Source organism: Xenorhabdus sp. SGI 60, from assembly GCF_056632175.1.
This window is the reverse complement of the sequence record NZ_CP196860.1, coordinates 3,106,443-3,124,175: the sequence shown is the minus strand read 5'-3', so window position 1 is coordinate 3,124,175 and position 17,733 is coordinate 3,106,443. Positions and strand designations below refer to the sequence as shown.

Here is a 17,733-nt window from a genome sequence, read left to right as displayed (position 1 = left end):
CATCATACTTTGCGCAAAACAGTGGGCCTCGACGTAATACTGCGCCGAACGCACTGGATAATATCACTGCGAACACTGTGGCGCTCAGCTCAGGATGATGCCGAATATGTTTTCTTGCGGAAAAGTTGTGTGTGCGGCGCGTTTTTTCCTTCCTCCGTAAAGAAGCCGCCGCCATTCAGCTTTCTCTCATCGCATCGACGAGCCTTTTTTTATGGGCTATTGTCAGGGATAATCCCCGCCGTTTCATCTTATGGAAAACGGCGAGCGTTTTTTTTGAAGAAGGTGCCGACAGTGCGTATCGGTTTGAACGGATAACAGATCATCTTTTAATGTTCAGTACAAAGTATTGCATTAACCGGGAAGAAACTGACGCGCCGCTGTGCGGCTTGTCTGCTGACGATGGAATACAAAACAAAAAAAACCGTTTTGCATTCCATCGTCCAGCGCATTAAAGGTATTTTTTAAACATCGAGGTTGTGATCACCACCGCCATACCCAACACTATCGCCGCCGGCAACAATATCACCGTCGGATACACCTCATCCGGCCAGGATAAATACGACACACAGGGAATAGTGCAGGCCGGTTTAATGCCCCTCTTGGCATGATGATAGACAAAACTCGACTCATACCCCGCACCATAACGCCGTAAATCCCGCCGTCCCAGCCCGTCAACCCCTGCGACTAAAACCACCATCACAAACAGCGGAACGGATAACAGCAGGATCGCTATCCGGATCAGCGTCACCATCGTGATAAACACCGTAGCCAGCCCATATTCCTGCAAATAGCCCGATACCCCCTGTAATACGGCATTGAATTCACGCATAAAATCATGGGCTGTGATTGAGTGGATATTGCCGCTGCCCCTGTATCCAGTGCAGAAAACCACTGTCCACAAACAGCCATTGATACGCCTGTAGCAGCCAGTCAGAGACCGTTTGTGAAGGTTCTGACAACAGCAGGCTCTGGGTAAATTCCGTGGATAAAAATTGCAGTTCGGTGTTCATCATCTTCTGGCTGTGAGAAGCTCCTTCATCCTGCCAGAGAAAGGTCATCCCGAGATATTCCAGTAACAGGCTGAATAGCCAGGACATCACAATAAACCCAACGATTTGCCACGGCCATTCCCATAACACACGATACAGCAGGCCATGCTTGCGCGGTGGTTGGGTGGATTGACGGGAAGCCTTTTCTGACTGTGCCATTATGCTTTCTCTTCCCACCAGGCTTCACGGGTACGGTAGTGCCGTCGCATCTGTTCAGCGATTTTCTGCAAACTCGCCGGCATCAGGGCATCGTCGTCATCCCCGGTAGGTAAAGGCATCCGAATTTAACCCACTGTTCAGCATAACGGCGACGTTCAGCATCACTGTCAGCTTCAATGCCTAATGCGGTCAGCGGATCAAGCCCCGGCGACTGGATACCCCGTGGTCCATGCATCAGTTGCTGATAACGCCGGTATTCAGCCGCACTTAACGTCCACTGTTCAGCCTGACTTTTCAGGGACTGCGGTTGGTTTTCCCTCAATTGCGTCTGCTGCGAGGTTAAGGGTATCAGTGTGGCTGCCCAGACTGAACTGCTCAGCAACCATGCCCATAAACCGAAACGATGCCATTTCATCAACGTCCTCCCTGCTGAGATGGTTGAACCGAAGTCGGTAACTGATAGCCCTGCCGCAAATGGTGACACACCACACGCTGCACCTCATCGACGTCCAGTTGCCAGGCCGGGCCTGCCATCACCTGCAACGCGGTACGCAACCGGACAGGGCCTAACTGCGTGTGCACAGACGGCAGCGGCTGACGATATAAGATGTCATTGGTTTTTTCAGGCGCACATAACGAGTAACCCGATTGACGTAATACGTAACGCATGGCATCAGCCACGGTGGGTTTTAGCGAGACAGGGATGTGGATATCCATTAATTGGGAAAGCGGGTCACGCTGTGCCGCTGTCGGGTCGGTACTGACCAGCAAATAGCGGCCATAACGAACCACTTCAGGTTTTTGCCCATAAATATCCGGTGAAACCGGCTGAACGTTGCGTGTCAGTGTGACGGAAGGAAAGGTATCTTTTGAGGAAGCAGAGGATGGTTGTTTTACGGGAGCCGTGCATCCGGTCACTATGACCGCTATCAGGCCCATTAACGCGTTTATTTTCATGCCAAATAGGTTCCTGCTCAGTCGTAAAATAATCCTGACTATGCAAGGAACCCTGTGATGTATTCAATGAACAACTCAACTGTGTTTGCTGAAAATAAACATGCTGTAGTATAGAAAATAACGGATAAACCCTGAACAAATATTATCGTATTCAGTGTCATGGGTGATAACGAAGCATTATTCAGCAACCGATTTATGTCTTCTCCGCTCAATCAAATTGCCATTATGATCAAAGTAGCGGCTGGGCCAGATTTGAGCAGGCTCCATCTCCAAACGGGCAGCGATGATAAACTCCCCTTTAGGCCATGGGCGGGATAAGGTATTTGCCAGTGTAGAAGAGCTGAGTCCCGATTCACGGGATAAAGCGGCGAGTGTCGTACCACGTTTGCGTAATGCACAAATAATTTCGGCTGGGTGCCAGTCTTGTTGAGTCATACCTGCTTCCCCTTCTGTTGATTATTGGTGGTGGTTCAGACAGGGTTTGCGATACCGGAGTTATCAGCCGGCGAGACGTGAGTCTCCCCTGCCTGAACCACCATTGAAAGGATGATAGCAGGCACACTGGTAGAAACATCCTACCAGTGGATAACTCATAACGAGGTTGCAAATCCCTGACTATCAGATTAGCCGATAGCTTTTTTACTTTAACTGATTGTGTTATCGAATTCAATAATCGAACAGGTAAGTTTAACAAGTAAATTAAGTTATTAGCGCATTTAAATTGAATAAACCATTCCACAACATGGGATACATTTATCACTGCACATAACACTGGCGGCATCCTCATTAACTTATTCTTTCTCCCGAAAAGGGCCGATATCATCTCTTGCTGCCAAAGTGGAGTCCCAGCCCAATTATCAATAAATCCCATCTTTTCCCATTTCACACAACAGGGTTTATCCTTCATCAATTCTGTTAATTGTGTTTTAAGTCCATCATTGTAAGACACTTGATCTGAAAGATATTTCAACACAACCAGTCTACTGTAAAGCGTGGATGGATTAATAATATGTTGCTCTAATTCACTGCCTTTTTTAGGCGGAAATGCACGAAAAGATCGGTTCCAGATACGGTTATGATGTGCACAGAGATTACGAATATGGCTTAATGTGTGAAACCAGGATGCCATGACTTCATAATTTTTAACATTAAACTTGTGTGCGATCGCTTTCTGGTCAACAGGTAATAACGACTTATACATTTTCGACCATGAACCAAAACTCAATGTTTCTGTAATCATCCAGGAAGGCGGATATTTTGGGGTGTGATATTTTTTCTTATAATGTTCAATAAACGTTTCTTTGGCTTCATTAATTTGACCAAAAAAGTTTTCATAGTGGTAGTCATTGCTCAGAACAGATAAGTTCATGAACCAATGGACTCCATATTTTCCACTCATATGCTCAGACAAACAGGTTCGCAACCCTATTTCAACTTTTTGTATTTGCTCGAGTATAATTAAACGTAGTTTGCGATCAAATTCATAAAGCTGAATAACATCTTCCAGCGTAGTTCCTTCGACAAAATTCTTGGGTTCAATCGGTTGTGGTATACGCTGATCATCCATAATGTAAAAAGGATAAAAATAACCCCGCAATCTGTAATAACCGATAAATGTCAGGGCATTTTCTGCCACTTTGCGATCTTTTATAAGCAGGCCACGTTCCTGGAGCTTATTTATAAGAAAAGAAATATTTTCAGGACGCTTTTGATAAATCTTCTTTTGCGTAGGGGTAGTCATAAAGTGTCTGGAAAGTAAAATTCAGGTAAAAAAAAACCCGCCAATTTGCGCATTCCCTGATAAGGGACTCAGCGTGGCAGGTGTACTTGTGTTTAAGTATACATATGTACCGCATGTTTTTTTAACAAAAAATGCTATTTAAATTTAAAAATGCTTTTAATTCATTAGTATAACACATAATACCAAGAAACTCTGAGAGTTTGATTTTTATTCATTTTTTTGACCGATTTTATGAAGAAGCCCTGTTGCAACAGGGCAAATCTGTTGATGATAAAAACCACGTCAAAACGGGATCTCATCATCCCAATCCATTTCTTCCTGTTCCGGTAAAGCAGCAGGTTGTACCGCCCGAGTCGTCTTTCTCTCCTTATTGACGGGTTTAGAAGGCTGTGGCTTCGGTGCTGGCTTATGCCCAACCTGCTGAGCAGCCGCCTGTTTTGCATCGCCACGACTGCCCAGCATCTGCATCGTGCCATTGACACTCACCACCACTTCGGTTGAATAGCGATCCTGCCCCTGTTGGTCCTGCCACTTACGCGTTTGCAACTGGCCTTCAATATAGACCTGAGCGCCTTTTTGCAGGTATTCCGCCGCAATTTCCGCTAACTTGCCGAAGATCACCACCCGGTGCCATTCGGTTTTCTCCCGAATTTCGCCCGTTTGTTTATCCCGCCAGCTTTCTGAGGTGGCCAGTGACAGCGTTGCCACAGTGCCGCCCGTGGGCAGGTAACGGATTTCCGGATCTTGCCCCAGATGCCCGACTAAAATAACCTTGTTTACTCCACGTGAAGACATACCCATTTCCTCTCTGTTACGATGACTGACGTTGTGTCCAGCGCCCTTGTTTCAGGGCAAATTCCGCCTGTTCACGGCTGGCAAAATATTCCATAGACTCACGGGAGCAGGGCACACAATCGGTGCAATTTCATGACTGTATCCTGTTATTTGATAAAGGAACCTGCCCTGAATACGACGATTCAGAGCAAGTCAGGGGGATAACAAATATCAGAAAGAGTTTTCTGCATATTCGGTTTGTGCGACACCGTTCTGTGGTGGCGTCGAGTCGGACTGTTCGGCCTGATAGACCTTGTCCTGACCGATTTTAATCCAGTCCACCTTGATCAAACGGGCTTTCAGGCTGACGCGCTGTTCACCGGCATGATCCCCGCGTTTCAGGGTAAAAATATCGGTGGACGGGTTGCTTAAGGTGAAACCCAGCAACACTTTTTTGTCCTCATCCACCGATTTCTGGCAACGGGCAATCAGACTGGTCGCCTCCTTGCCGACAACAGTAATATCAAAACGCACATAGACCGGATTATCACCGGGACCATTTAACGCATTGATCACGCAGCTCAGGAACGTGCCATTGGCCGTACTGACATGGCGGATATTATTCAAATAGCCGAGTCCTTTAATATTCAGGTTGAAATAGTCATTTTTGGTTAACGATGTTGTGTTCTCAGACATACGATTTTCTCCATGGAGGTCAAGAATAAGGTGTAACGGAGAAAATCCCCTCCCCTGACGGGAATGATTTTCCCCGCCGGGTGTCAGACATGTACGTTGCTGACGTTCTGATAAAGAATAATGAACCTTCATTGCCGTTGGGTTGGCAATATCTGCTTCCAAAGGTGGGCAGATGTACCGCGTTGAGGCACTCCCTTTCAGGCTACGGGAGTTTTACAGCCACCCGGAGGCGATCGTTACAGGCTCACCGATCATTTAAGAAACAGGTTGATTCTTAAAGCATCCCATCAGCACGTCAATCAACAACCAGATCTTCATGTCCGTTGATTTGCCCGCCTGGCTTTACGCGATTGCGTGACCGCTTTATCATTCAGCATGCCTTTACAGGCCGGATAGTTCACACAGCCCCAGAACGGCGAGGTTTTTCCCTGCCGTTGCCGCATCCGGCCGCCACAGTTCGGGCAGGCCGGGGTTTTCGGCAATGTCAGATGAAGGGGTTGTGTCTTACCCCGCTCGACTAAATGCTGAAGCCACTGCGCCTGTTTTTGCATAAAAACCGTCAGCGACGCTTTGCCCTGCGCAATATCCTCCAGCGACTGCTCCCATAACGCGGTCATGCCCGGACTGGTCAGTACCTCAGGCAGCCCGGCAATCAGTTCCTGCGCCAAAGGCGTCGCGTGGATCGCTTTCTTTTTCCGCTCAATCAGCTGGCGTTTAAACAAGGTGTCCAGAATCCCGGCCCGGGTCGCTTCCGTACCCAACCCGGCACTCTCGCGCAAGACCCTGCTTTAATTGCGGATCACTGACCAGACTGGCGGCATTTTTCATCGCGGCGATCAGCGTACCTTCAGTAAACGGTGCCGGCGGTTTGGTGTGCAGTGACTGAATTTTTGCCTCAATCACCTGACAGCGATCGCCCTGATTAAGTGCCGGTAGCGGTAAATCGTCTTCTTTTTTTTCCTCCTCTTCCGCCATTCTCCATAAACAGCGCTTTCCAGCCCGTGATCACATTCACCCGACCTTTTACCCGGAAATATTGCCCGCCGATATCCAGCGTCACATCGGTTTCCTGATTAGGCAGAAACTGCGCCAGATAGTACTGGCGGATAAGCTGATAAACCTTTAGCTCATCAGTCGTTAACCGGGTGATGTCAAAAACATGACGCGTGGGAATAATGGCAGGGTGTGCCGTGATTTTTGTGTCATTCCAGATTCGGGAGACACATTGTTTATCCAGTTGGCTGATAATGGTGGTCATGGCAGGGTCGGTTCGCGCCAGCGCTGTCAACACGACAGGAATATCTGCCTGCATCGACGCAGGCAGATAGCCGCAATCCGTGCGCGGGTAAGTCGTGGCTTTATGGGTTTCATACAGGGACTGGGCAATCGTCAGTACCTGACTCGCGCCCATAGCCCACAGACGGGAAGCAGTCTGCTGGAGTGTGCCTAAATCAAAACACAGCGGCGGCGGGGTTTTCTCCCGCTTTTTGCTGACGTCCATCACAGTGGCGTGCGCTGCCTGCTGGCAACGTTGCTGCACAGCCTGCGCCACGGCCTGTCGGATACAGCGTTTTTCTTCATCGCAGTCATCCGCTGTGGGCAGCCATTTAGCTGGAAAGCAGATAGTATCTTTTTCCAGCTTTGCCGTGACCTGCCAGTACGGTTACCGAATAAAACTGACCATCCAGCCAGTAATTCCATTCATCAATAGGTTGTGTGAATTCGGTTAATTGTTCCTGACTGAAAATATCCCGAATTTGATGCAGAATGCGGGGATCATAAAAACGTAACAGCGCCGTTTCACCGCTTTCCAGTTGAACATTCAAATAAGGTTCGAAGTGGCGGGTCAGCGCATCCAATGAAAGTGTGGTGTACCACCATGAAACAGCAGGGAAAGTTTTTTCCAGTTTTAAAAATTTCTCCACGGATACGATGTTATGGGTTATATCAAATAACCACAGCCCGGCAAAGGCGATTTCTGCATCAGGGTAACGCCTAAACAGCGGGTTATTCAGTCCCGCAATGTTAAGTCAACTCCGCATCAAAAAGGCGTTCATACTGTAGCCCATCAATCAGTGCATACCTTTTCATATCAGGATGTGTTTTTTGATAGTCCTGCCATGTTTCCTGTGATATCGAGATCATGACTGCCCCCTGATGACCATTGCAGAACCGCCTAATGCGGCTTTCATTAAGCAACTGAGACAAATTTTCTCCGGTGGCGATGTTAAGATAGCCTCCGTAGCCTGTGCTGCGTTGATTTGTTTTAGCTTATCCAGCATATCCGGCAATTTTCCGCCCCAGCCTGAACCATTACCTGGGGCACCACTGCCAAAGTTAACCGCAGCGCTGCTGGTGATCCCACCTGCATCAATTTTCAAGAAATGCCCTGCGGCCTGAATGGTCCAGTTCAGAACCCGCATCAATCACCACTTTTGCACCTGAGCTGAGGTGAATTTCATTGCCACTTTGTGTCAGCAAGGCATCGTCTGCCTTGATATGGAGCTTTTGCCCAGTTGACAGAGAAATATCATTGTTTGCCTGGACACGGTATTCATTATCCACGCGTAAATGCGCATCATTTTTAATGTGGTGTGTGCGGTTATGGCCAATATTGCTGGTTTCGTCATTGAGTACCTGGCTTTTCATGTCCTTTTGCGCATGAATAAACACTTCTTCACTGCCCTTTGCATCCTCAAAACGCAGTTCGTTAAAGCCTTTGCCCTTGTGGGTTTTGGTTTTAAAGGTGGTGCGGGTTTTTTCTGCCGGTAAATCCAGCGGCGGGCGGTTCAGACCGTTATAAACGCAGCCAATGACTATCGGTCGGTCGATATCCCCGTTGAGGTAAGAGATAATCACTTCCTGCCCGATACGGAGGATGGCCATAAAACCAAAGTCGTTACCGTTCCAGCCCTGTGCTACACGTACCCGGCACGAAGCGCCATCATCCGGCTGGTCATAGCGGTTCCAGTGAAAATGCACTTTAATCGCACCGTCTTGATTGACGAAAATTTCCTCCCCTTCCGGCCCGACCACGATGGCGGTTTCATCCCCATCGGCTATCTGGACCAATCGCAAATTACGTTACCGCCACCGATTATATGAAAATGTGCGGCAACCTGTGGTTTCATCACCCGGATAGTTTTGCTTTCGTGCGTTGGCTATTCAATCATTCCAGTGTGATAGCTGAGCGGGCATCACTGATGAAATGCCAAGAAGCACTGTTTAGTGAAAACGATTATGAGGTTCGGAAACGTATTTCAAACCGCCAACAGAGCTTGTTGAATGGGATCGACAATCGTCTTTCCACTGAGATAGTTAAAAAAATTAAAGACAGACATGGGCAAGAGTTCTGGCCGTGGATACAACTACTCGGATGGTGATTTTATGCTGATAGGTTACGCAAGAGTGTCAACGCGAGATCAGAACCTTGATTTACAGATTGAAGCGTTAACCCAAGCTGGATGTAAAAAAATTTATGAAGATAAAGTAAGCGACGTTCGTACTGAGCGCCCAGGCTTAGCGATGGCAATGGAAATACTTCGCGAAGACGATACGTTGGTTGTTTGGAAACTCGACCGGCTGGGCTGTAACGTAAAACAGCTTATTGATATGGTTAGTGAACTTCACAAAAGAGGGATTCATTTTAAAAGTCTCACTGATGCAATTGACACGGGCACACCATCAGGACGGTTTTTCTTTCATGTGATGGCCAGTCTGTCTGAAATGGAACGTGAACTGATTATAGAACGCACTCGTGCTGGGCTGGACGCGGCCCGGCAACTTGGGCGGAAGCCCAAAATGACCAACAGCAAGCTGGAATCCGCTAAAAAACTGCTGGCAGGCGGTGTTCCTCCAAAAAACGTCGCCAATAACCTTGGAGTGTCAATCCCCACGCTGTACCGCTGGTTGTCAGCGTCAAAGCAGTCATAATATTTTTCTGTCATCTGCGTGAAGAAACTTACGGTTTGGGCATCATTATCAGTGGTGAAACCGTAAGTTTCTGTTCAAATGCTCCCTCTAGTCCTACTTCGTAATTGCCTTAACTTGCAATCGATATGTAATCAATGATGCAAGTTCAGCCAGCGGCTTATCACTTAACAACAATTCCAGCGGAATATCCAAACGTAATTGTTTGTTGATTTTTTGTACCAACATTAAACCATTCAATGAATCAATACCGTTGTTAGTCAAAGGTAGGTCGGGATGGAATACTTCTGTTGACGTCCCAACAATCTCACCACAAAAGGTTTGTAGCAAGCTAACGACATCGTCCAGATCACTCACTGCAAGCGCCGCTTCTATGGGTAAAGTCTGAACCACATTTTCTTGCTGAATATCACGCAATAGCGGTAGGTGACGCATCTGGCTGGACAGCAAATTTGACCAATTCGTCAAGAATGGCACCAGTTGCGGCTCAATCCGAGCAAACAAGCGGTCTAAAACAGCTAATCCCTCCTCTGAACCAAATGGCTGTAAGCCACTATTTTCCAATATTGGCAGCGTTCGACTATCCCGCAAAGCGATCCCCGCTTCCCATGGCCCCCAATTAAGGCTTAACGCAGGTAAACCTTGCTGACGCCGTAAACAGGCCAGACTATCCAACATAGCGTTAGCCGCTGCGTAAGATGCCATACCCGGTAAAGCCAATAATGCCCCCAACGAGGAAAACATAACAAAATGCTCTAAAGGTGCATCAGCCAACGCTTGATGCAATGTCCAGGCTGCTAATGCTTTAGTGGCAAATACTCTATCAAACGCCTCGGGGCTGAGTTCACGATATCCCTGATCTTCAACATGCGCAGCGCAATGAATCACCCCACGCAGCGGCTGGCTGGCTTGTTGTCGATACTCAGCCAAACAAATGTGGGTCCTTTCCACATCACCGAGATCAACCGGCAGATAATTAGCTTCGATCCCTTGTTGATGTAGCATTTCCAATAACTTTTGATCAGCCGTATCAAGGGCAAAACGACGCCCGACCAATAACAAATGTTGAGCACCATGCTGTACCATCCAGGGGATCAATTTACGCCCCATATCACCAAAAGCACCAGTCAGCAGATAGCAGCCATCTGGACGAAAACGCACTGGTGGTAGTGCGGGTATTTCAGGTAATGGCACAAGGCGTAGCACATAACGCTGATCATGGCGCAGAGCTAATTGATCCTCGCCATCACCTATCAATAGCGCGTCCCACCATTTGGCTGGAGCCGTGATACTGTCAATATCCAGTAATCCACCCCATAATGCAGTTGCCTCTTGTTGACCAATAACGCGCATCATTCCCCATAATGCGGCGGCAAATGGATCTGGCTGATCCTGCTCAGTGATTTGATGAGCACATTGAGTCACTATCCACAAACGTGGTTTTATCGACCGTTCGGCCAGCGCCGCACACAAATGGATCAACGAATGATAAGCCATCCGCGGAGCCTGCAACGGCCAGAGGATCAGGATCCTTTCGGTTTCAACAGGAAGAGTATCAACTAATTCTTGAATTTTCTGATAACTGTCAGGCAGACCAGAATACAACGAGGCACACCCACCACGGCGTTGCAACTCATCAACTAACTCTTCTGCCAGAGCGTTTTCACCCCCAAGGATAGCCCATTGCGTCACAGACTCTGTTGATGGCTGAGCGGGCAGTTTACGCCACTGTGGTTGGCCGACAACCAGATTGTGCAGTTTGGCAGACAAGCTGTTTTTTCTATTACCAACACGCTGAACACAAAACCCGCTGATCTGACAAAGCAACATACCGCTATCAGTATAGACGTCAATATCACCAATCCATTGTTGTTGCGTCTGCTTAGTATTTCGGGCATGGGCATGAACCCGACCTGACAATTTACCATTGATACGCAAATGCTGAATACTGACCGGGATACGGAACTCGCTAGCAGGAATTGGCGCGTGAACATCAGCAGACTGAATCGCCAACAATGATTGGAAGATACCATCCAAAGCCGCTGGGTGAAAATTCATTCCCTCCGGAGCAGGTGGTAATTCAATCTCACAGATTGTTTCTTCTTTACCAACAAACGCATGGCGCAGATTACAAAAAACACCACTATAACTGAAATGTAGATGTTGAAATGCCTGATACAACATCTCTTGGTTCCACATGCAAGGATAGCGATCATTTACCGCTAATGGAGGAATAGCACAAGCAGTAGCACCCGGTACAACGATGTTCACCTGTGCACTGGCTGCAAGTTGGTAATGTACACTCTCATCCAGATTACGGGTAATGTGTACTTGCACTTCCATTCGCTGGCGATCTAGCTGTGTCTTTAACCTGAATTCTATGCCTGGCTCTAGCAGTAAAGCCGATTGCAACACAATATTATCAAGCGCTAATCCAACGTCAGGAAAACAGATACGAGCCGCCGCCAACATGATTTCAATATAGCCCGCAGCCGGAAACATTGCATTTCCCATGACAACATGATCGAGTAACCAAGGCACTTGTTCTACAGCCAACTCAGCTTGCCAACTATCGCTGCCCGGCTGAGCTTCGCCCAATAATACACCTCTCAATATACGTAATCGGCGGCGACGGCTAATCTCTGGTTCATACCAATAAGATTGCTGATGCCAGGAGTAAGTGGGTAGATCGATTGGGCAAGCGGTAGGCATCAGAGTCCGCCAGTCCGGTTCAACCCCAGCTTCAAACAGCTGTCCTAACAGTTGTGGCCAGTTCTGCCCTGAGCGACAAGCAAACACCTGTCCTCGATAAGGCTGGCTCCAATCCTTTAATCCTGCACTCAGTAGGGATTTAGGTGAAACTTCCAGAAAATGGTGGAAACCCGCTTTGAGCATGTTTTCTACCGCATCGTCAAAACGGAGTGACGAGACGACATTGTCAGCCCAATGATCGGGACTCAACTTTCCATTAATCAACTCCCCGGTGACTGATGAAAACACTGGCAACAAAGGTTCTGCCGCGGGAACGGTTGCCGCATCCGCAGTCAACCCAGCCCTGATTGACTCTATATAATAGGAATGAGAAGCAATTCTATAATTGAGCCCACTACTGGCGATACGCTGCTGCTTTAAGCGCTCAGCAACAGCGGTTAATTCACTTATAGGCCCAGACAGTAAACAACGATTGATACTATTACGCCCTGCTATCACCACGGCAGGCTCGGCACCGGGGGCAGACAAATGAGGCAATATCTGCTCAACTGTCGCCGCCACAATTAATAATCCGCCGCCTTTATTCAACACACGTTCCAGATAATGATAACGCTGATGTAACAGTGTCAGTGCCTGCGTCAGATCATAAATTCCCGCCAGATAACAAGCCGCCATTTCACCGGAACTATGACCAAGTAACGCCGCTGGTTTGAACCCCCACTTCTGCAACTGCGCAGCCATTGATATTTGTACAGCAAACTGCATTGGCGGCTCCATCAGTTCATCGGCAGAGATCAATGCCGCATATAAGGAAGGTGCAGAAAATCCCGTCCAAATTGCCTCACAACGCTCGAATTGTTCAGTAAATTCGGGAAATTGCTGAAACCAAACGATAGAGTCTTGCCAATCTTCACTGCCAATACCCGCAAATATCCAAGCCAGACGATCAACTTTTTTATTGTTATGCTCCGACGACACATTCAGATTAGTCAACCGCTGTCGCAACTGTTCTCGGTTACTGAATGCGATCCCCTTACGTAACGGAAAGCAGTGACGAGTCGTCGCCAAGCTATAGCACAAATCATCAAGGGCAATATCTGGCTGCTGTTGCAGCAAATCAGCAATGCTCTGCGCTTGTTGCTTCAGAGAAAACTCAGACTGCGCAGACAATGGCAGCATGAAAGCTTGTCCTTGCGTCGTCCGAAGTTGTACGGAAGATTCTGCATTATTACTTAACACCACATGGACATTCGTTCCGCCAAAACCAAAGGAATTCACCCCAGCTATCACTTTTCCTTCAGACAATGGAGTTAACTGCTGTGGAACTTGCAATCCCAACTCAGTAAAACGAATGTAACGGTTAGGCGGCTCGACATGTAAATTGCCCGGTACCTGTCCTCGTTGTAAACACAATACCGCTTTAATTAATCCAGCAATGCCCGCCGCAGCTTCCGTATGACCAATTACGGATTTACAAGCACCAATCAACAATGGGCGGTCTGTCGGTTCGGGCCGACAGACCAGCCCCAGTGCTTCTGCTTCTATCGGATCACCTACCCCAGTCCCAGTACCATGGGCCTCAATATAATCAATCTCTTCCGGGGAAATCCCCGCCTGAGCACAGGCCATCCGAATCACTCGTTGTTGTGCGATGCCACTTGGCTGAGTAATCGTGGGAGTGCGGCCGTCTTGATTGGCAGCTGAACCGTGGATCACCGCCAAAACGGGATCGCCATCCTGTAAAGCCGCATTCAAAGGTTTCAGCAAAACAGCACCGACTCCTTCACTACGCACATAACCATCAGCATTAGCTGAAAAGCTATGACAGCGGTTGGTCAATGATAGAAAACCAGTACGGCTTTCTACTACCGAAAAATCAGGCATCAACATTAACTGGCTGCCACCCGCTAGCGCCAGTTGTGATTCTCCGCGCCGCAAACTTTCACAAGCCAAATGGACCGCTAACAGGGACGATGAACAGGCGCTATCAATAGTCAAGGATGGCCCTTGAAAATCAAACGCATGGGATATCCGGTTTGACAACATGGTTCCCATTGCACCGGTTGAGGTATAACCGGTAGTTTGACGCAAATCAGTAAATTGCAGGTGCATATAATCATGAGTGAAAGCACCGATATAGACACCAACCGCCTGACCCGCCAACGATTTTGGCGCTATTCTCGCCCGTTCCAGTGTTTCCCAAGTCACCTGCAACATTAAACGATGCTGTGGATCGATAAAAGGCGCTTCTGTATTACTGATATCAAACACAGCCGCATCGAAGCCGGTAACATCAGCGATAAATCCGCCTTCTCGCGCCACCATTTTCCCCGGCAAATTGCGATCTCGGGAACTATAAGCCTGAGTTGACCAGCGTTCAGGGGGGACTGGGGTAATTGCGTCACTTGAACCACACAACAGCTGCCAGAATTCCTCTGGAGAGCTAACACCCCCCGGGAAACGGCAACTCATACCGATAATGGCAATCGGCATATTATCGCTTCTCATCATATTAATATCCATAGTGGTATTCTTTACTCCGATTAGTTGTTTGCCAGATCATCGTGCTTACTTATCAACACCAAGTCGCCGGACTGGGAATACATTTTGGCGGATGAGGTGGTAATCCCGGCATCATCAATGACTGATAGCTGATACCCGTATTGAGTAACTGATAACGCAAACCACTTGGGCAGGTGGTGTCTTCATCCATTGCCTGAGTGATATCAATTGTCACCCCAAAAGCGACATTAACCGGTTGCAATGTATTGTCAGCCGCAGTACGGATGATACGTAATGGCGATCCACCACAAACTTGCAGATGGTTATTACCGACCTCACTCACCCGAATCACCATAAAGTTACAGTATCCTCGATAATTCAGATCGGTGTCTGGCGGCTGGTTGGAAATAATCCAATATTGATCACTTTGCTTTTCAATGAGTTTGGCATTAGATAACAGGCTGTAGCCGTTATCAGTGAATACCTGACGCAACTCTTTTGAGACTGTGCCACTATTTAATGAACTCATCAGCTCAAGCGCCGCACTGAATAAAGGCACACCTGTTAACTTATTGCCTGTTTCCTCAAACGGTAAAGCCACCGCGCCATTGGTCAGATTAGCGCCGGTCAATTTAGCTTCCGTAAAGATAGTGCCTTGAATTGAAGCAAAGGCCAGAGATGCCGGCTTAAGACCTTCGGTGGGTTCTAACATTGCCTTGCTGAAATCAGTATTCACAAGACTAGCATAGGACAAATTCGCACCAAACAATCGAGCCTGAGTGAAATTCATTGTCGCTAAGTTGGCATTCGACAAATTGACCTGTTCCAAATTGGCGTTATCGGCTCTGGCGTTACTGCCGTACCAATGAGCGCCAGACATATCAACCGCGTACAGATTAGCGCCAGTCAGGATAGCATTAGGCATAAATGTGTTGGCAAGAATTGCCGCATTACCGCCATTATCTTGCGCAACGTTTAATTGCCCATCCTGATAGTGAATAAATAACGGTTTACCATCATGTTCCACCAGCCAGTTCTGGCCCGGCTGACGAACCAACACCTCTGCTTGACCGTTGATTAACATCTTTCCCTGATACAGCATTTGATGTAACTGTTCAGGCAGCTGCTGATTATCCAGCGCTTGAACCTCAGCTTCATCCAGATATGCCACTGTGGATAAGGCCCCAAATTGAGCACCGGTCAGATTAATATTCTCCAAACTCGCATTGGACAAATTCGCACCCACTAAGGAGACATTACCCAAGACAGTAGCACCAGCCAGATTGGCGCCTACCAGAACGGCGCCATTGAGTGATGTATAATCCAAATTTACCTTCTTCATTGACGCCATCAGGAATACGACTTGATCCAACTTCTGCTTACTCAGATTGACCCCATCCATCTGTGCTTGAGTAAAATTGGTTTTAGCGGTAATCGTGGCATCGACCAGATCCATCCCTGTCAGCACCGTGGCTAATAAGGTACTGTCGCTAAGGTTAAGCTGACTATAACCGGTGGTTAACGATAACCGGGCGTTGGTCAGATTAGCGCCACTGAAATTAACATGATTGATATTCGCCTCAGTAAAATCCGTCCCTACTAACGTGGCTTGACTAAAATTCGAGGTCTGCAAGGTAGTATTTTGCAAATTCACCAACGTCATAATCGCCCCAGTAAAATTGCAGGAAGCCAGACTGGCGCCGCTGAGATCAACATTAACCAGATTCGCCTGCGATAAATCAGCATTCTCCATGATCACCGAAGGTAACAACGCACCAGAGAAATTCGCCCCGGGCGCTTTTAGACGATTTAATACTGGCTGACCCCCACTGCTCTTACAGCCACGGAAAATGGCGTTCGGTAGCTCAGCATCAGGCATATTGGTATCACTACCCACGATACACTTTTCAAAAAGTGCATTTTTACCATGAACATGCGTTAGATCAGTCTTACTTAAATCACAACTGCTAAAATTGCAATTATCAACTTTGACATTAGTTAAATCAGCGCCAAGCAATGTGGAGCCACGCAGGTCAGCATTGGACAAATCGACGGCCATCATCACCATTTCATTCAAATTCTCTTCGGCGAGATAGGCAAAACGTAGATCGGCGCCCATGGCTCCCCAATCTTTGAGATATTCCAGGCTTTTTGTCACGACGGTACGAGTAAATTGGGCTGACAGAGGCGGACTGCTAGTGACTGCTTGCCAAATCAGCCCAGATTGTTGCACCACCAAATAGCTGTCACCACTGCTACTAATACGACGCAGGCGAAATCCAGATCCTCCTACTTCTTCCAACCGGATCTCGGCAACCGTCCCATCACGCGGTTGATTAGCTTGAGGAGTATTACCGCTCGCAACCAAATATCGACCATTGCCCGCCTGTAACCAAAAGCTAGTCATGCCATAAGCATTAATCATTTGATTTATCGCCCCTGATTGCTTGGCTGACAGGCTAAGCGTACCATCCTCCTGAACAGTAATCAGTTGGCCAGAAGCCGCTGCAAATTGCCATTTGCCAGCAAAAGATCTAGATTCGCTCATGCCATTATCCTCGCAGCAAGTGATTTACAGAAACCTTCCCAGCTCTCCCAGCCTGACCACCGCTGGCACTAATCCCTCCAATACCATATTCTCCATCGGGTGCATGTGAGCCGTCACCATTTACCCCACCGCGCCCGGCGATCCCTCCTGCACCACCGGGCTGACCAAGTCCTCCGTTCCCGCCATTAGAAGTGGCAGATACCGGTTTTGGTAAGCTAGTTTGGTTATATCTGACCCAAACATGCCCCCCATCGCCGCCATCACCCCCATTGCCGCCATTGCCACCATTACCCCCGTTACCGCCGATACCCCCCGGCTTGCCCGACGATGACGAATTACCACGGCCACCATTGCCGCCATCACCCCCATTGCCACCATAACCCGCTATGCCACCATCACCGCCATTACCGCCATTATTGCTAATCCGTACGATATTCTGTAAGTCAAAACGGGTACAACGCAGGGCAAACCACCAGCTAGAACCGGATTGACCATCTAGGCCATTCTGGCCTGACTGACCATCGCCACCAGGGCTACCGGCAGTGGGTGGCTTACGACGAGAAGCATTCTGACCATCAGCACCCCGTTGACCATCAGCGCCATTAGCCCCATCGGCACCATTTACACCGTTAATACCCAAAATTTGAATATCTGCGACCATAACT

12 protein-coding genes and 4 pseudogenes are annotated in these 17,733 nt (G+C 48.0%); 3 read left to right on the top strand and 13 right to left on the bottom strand.

Annotated features, from left to right (window positions below; all coding sequences use genetic code 11):
• The first annotated feature begins 131 nt into the window (after nt 1-131).
• A complete protein-coding gene (locus tag ACSJJG_RS14675; protein WP_481089768.1) occupies nt 132-452 on the top strand; it encodes a hypothetical protein in 321 nt (106 codons plus the stop codon).
• On the opposite strand, the pseudogene ACSJJG_RS14670 reads toward ACSJJG_RS14675, so the two are convergent.
• From ACSJJG_RS14670 to tssI, 10 genes and pseudogenes are all read right to left on the bottom strand, one after another.
• A pseudogene (locus tag ACSJJG_RS14670) lies at nt 449-1,208 on the bottom strand (TIGR03747 family integrating conjugative element membrane protein). The gene ACSJJG_RS14675 and the pseudogene ACSJJG_RS14670 overlap by 4 nt on opposite strands.
• Nucleotides 1,209-1,332: 124 nt before the next feature.
• A pseudogene (locus ACSJJG_RS14665) lies at nt 1,333-1,623 on the bottom strand (TIGR03759 family integrating conjugative element protein); the annotation flags it as partial.
• Nucleotides 1,623-2,165, bottom strand: coding sequence for a PFGI-1 class ICE element type IV pilus protein PilL2 (gene pilL2 / locus ACSJJG_RS14660; RefSeq protein ID WP_481089767.1), 543 nt, complete (start codon nt 2,163-2,165; stop codon nt 1,623-1,625). The pseudogene ACSJJG_RS14665 and the gene pilL2, both read right to left, overlap by 1 nt.
• 177 nt (nt 2,166-2,342) lie before the next feature.
• A complete protein-coding gene (locus ACSJJG_RS14655) occupies nt 2,343-2,600 on the bottom strand; it encodes a helix-turn-helix domain-containing protein (protein WP_481089766.1) in 258 nt (85 codons plus the stop codon).
• Nucleotides 2,518-3,906 carry an Abi family protein gene (locus ACSJJG_RS14650; protein ID WP_481089765.1) on the bottom strand — a complete coding sequence of 463 codons (1,389 nt, stop codon included), beginning with the start codon at nt 3,904-3,906 and terminating at the stop codon, nt 2,518-2,520. The genes ACSJJG_RS14655 and ACSJJG_RS14650 overlap by 83 nt, the downstream gene beginning before the upstream one ends.
• A gap of 282 nt (nt 3,907-4,188) precedes the next feature.
• Complete coding sequence (gene ssb, locus ACSJJG_RS14645) at nt 4,189-4,701, bottom strand: single-stranded DNA-binding protein (RefSeq protein WP_481089764.1); 513 nt, start codon at nt 4,699-4,701, stop codon at nt 4,189-4,191.
• Nucleotides 4,702-4,911: 210 nt separating this feature from the next.
• Nucleotides 4,912-5,376: an STY4534 family ICE replication protein gene (locus ACSJJG_RS14640; protein ID WP_189760113.1), complete on the bottom strand. Its 465-nt coding sequence runs from the start codon at nt 5,374-5,376 to the stop codon at nt 4,912-4,914.
• Nucleotides 5,377-5,690: 314 nt separating this feature from the next.
• A pseudogene (locus ACSJJG_RS14635) lies at nt 5,691-7,039 on the bottom strand (DNA topoisomerase); the annotation flags it as partial.
• The gene (locus ACSJJG_RS14630; RefSeq protein WP_481090448.1) at nt 6,984-7,337 is read right to left on the bottom strand and encodes a DUF4123 domain-containing protein; all 354 of its coding nucleotides are present in this window, start codon (nt 7,335-7,337) and stop codon (nt 6,984-6,986) included. The gene ACSJJG_RS14630 and the pseudogene ACSJJG_RS14635, both read right to left, overlap by 56 nt.
• Nucleotides 7,338-7,517: 180 nt before the next feature.
• A pseudogene (gene tssI / locus ACSJJG_RS14625) lies at nt 7,518-8,451 on the bottom strand (type VI secretion system tip protein TssI/VgrG); the annotation flags it as partial.
• Between the two features lie 26 nt (nt 8,452-8,477).
• Between tssI and ACSJJG_RS14620 the strand changes: the two are divergent.
• Both ACSJJG_RS14620 and ACSJJG_RS14615 read left to right on the top strand, forming a co-directional pair.
• Entirely contained in the window at nt 8,478-8,759 is a 282-nt protein-coding gene (locus ACSJJG_RS14620; RefSeq protein ID WP_189760111.1) for a hypothetical protein, read from the top strand.
• A 4-nt stretch (nt 8,760-8,763) separates the two neighbouring features.
• On the top strand, nt 8,764-9,309 hold the full coding sequence (locus ACSJJG_RS14615) for a recombinase family protein (RefSeq protein WP_189760110.1): 546 nt from the start codon (nt 8,764-8,766) through the stop codon (nt 9,307-9,309).
• Nucleotides 9,310-9,402: 93 nt separating this feature from the next.
• Here the strand turns inward: ACSJJG_RS14615 and ACSJJG_RS14610 are convergent, their stop codons facing one another.
• From ACSJJG_RS14610 to ACSJJG_RS14600, 3 genes are all read right to left on the bottom strand, one after another.
• Nucleotides 9,403-14,529: a type I polyketide synthase gene (locus ACSJJG_RS14610; RefSeq protein WP_189760109.1), complete on the bottom strand. Its 5,127-nt coding sequence runs from the start codon at nt 14,527-14,529 to the stop codon at nt 9,403-9,405.
• A gap of 64 nt (nt 14,530-14,593) precedes the next feature.
• Entirely contained in the window at nt 14,594-17,068 is a 2,475-nt protein-coding gene (locus tag ACSJJG_RS14605; RefSeq protein ID WP_189760108.1) for a pentapeptide repeat-containing protein, read from the bottom strand.
• A 4-nt stretch (nt 17,069-17,072) separates the two neighbouring features.
• Nucleotides 17,073-17,729 (bottom strand): hypothetical protein, encoded by a 657-nt coding sequence (locus ACSJJG_RS14600; RefSeq protein ID WP_189760107.1) that lies wholly within the window; start codon nt 17,727-17,729, stop codon nt 17,073-17,075.
• Nucleotides 17,730-17,733 lie beyond the last annotated feature (4 nt).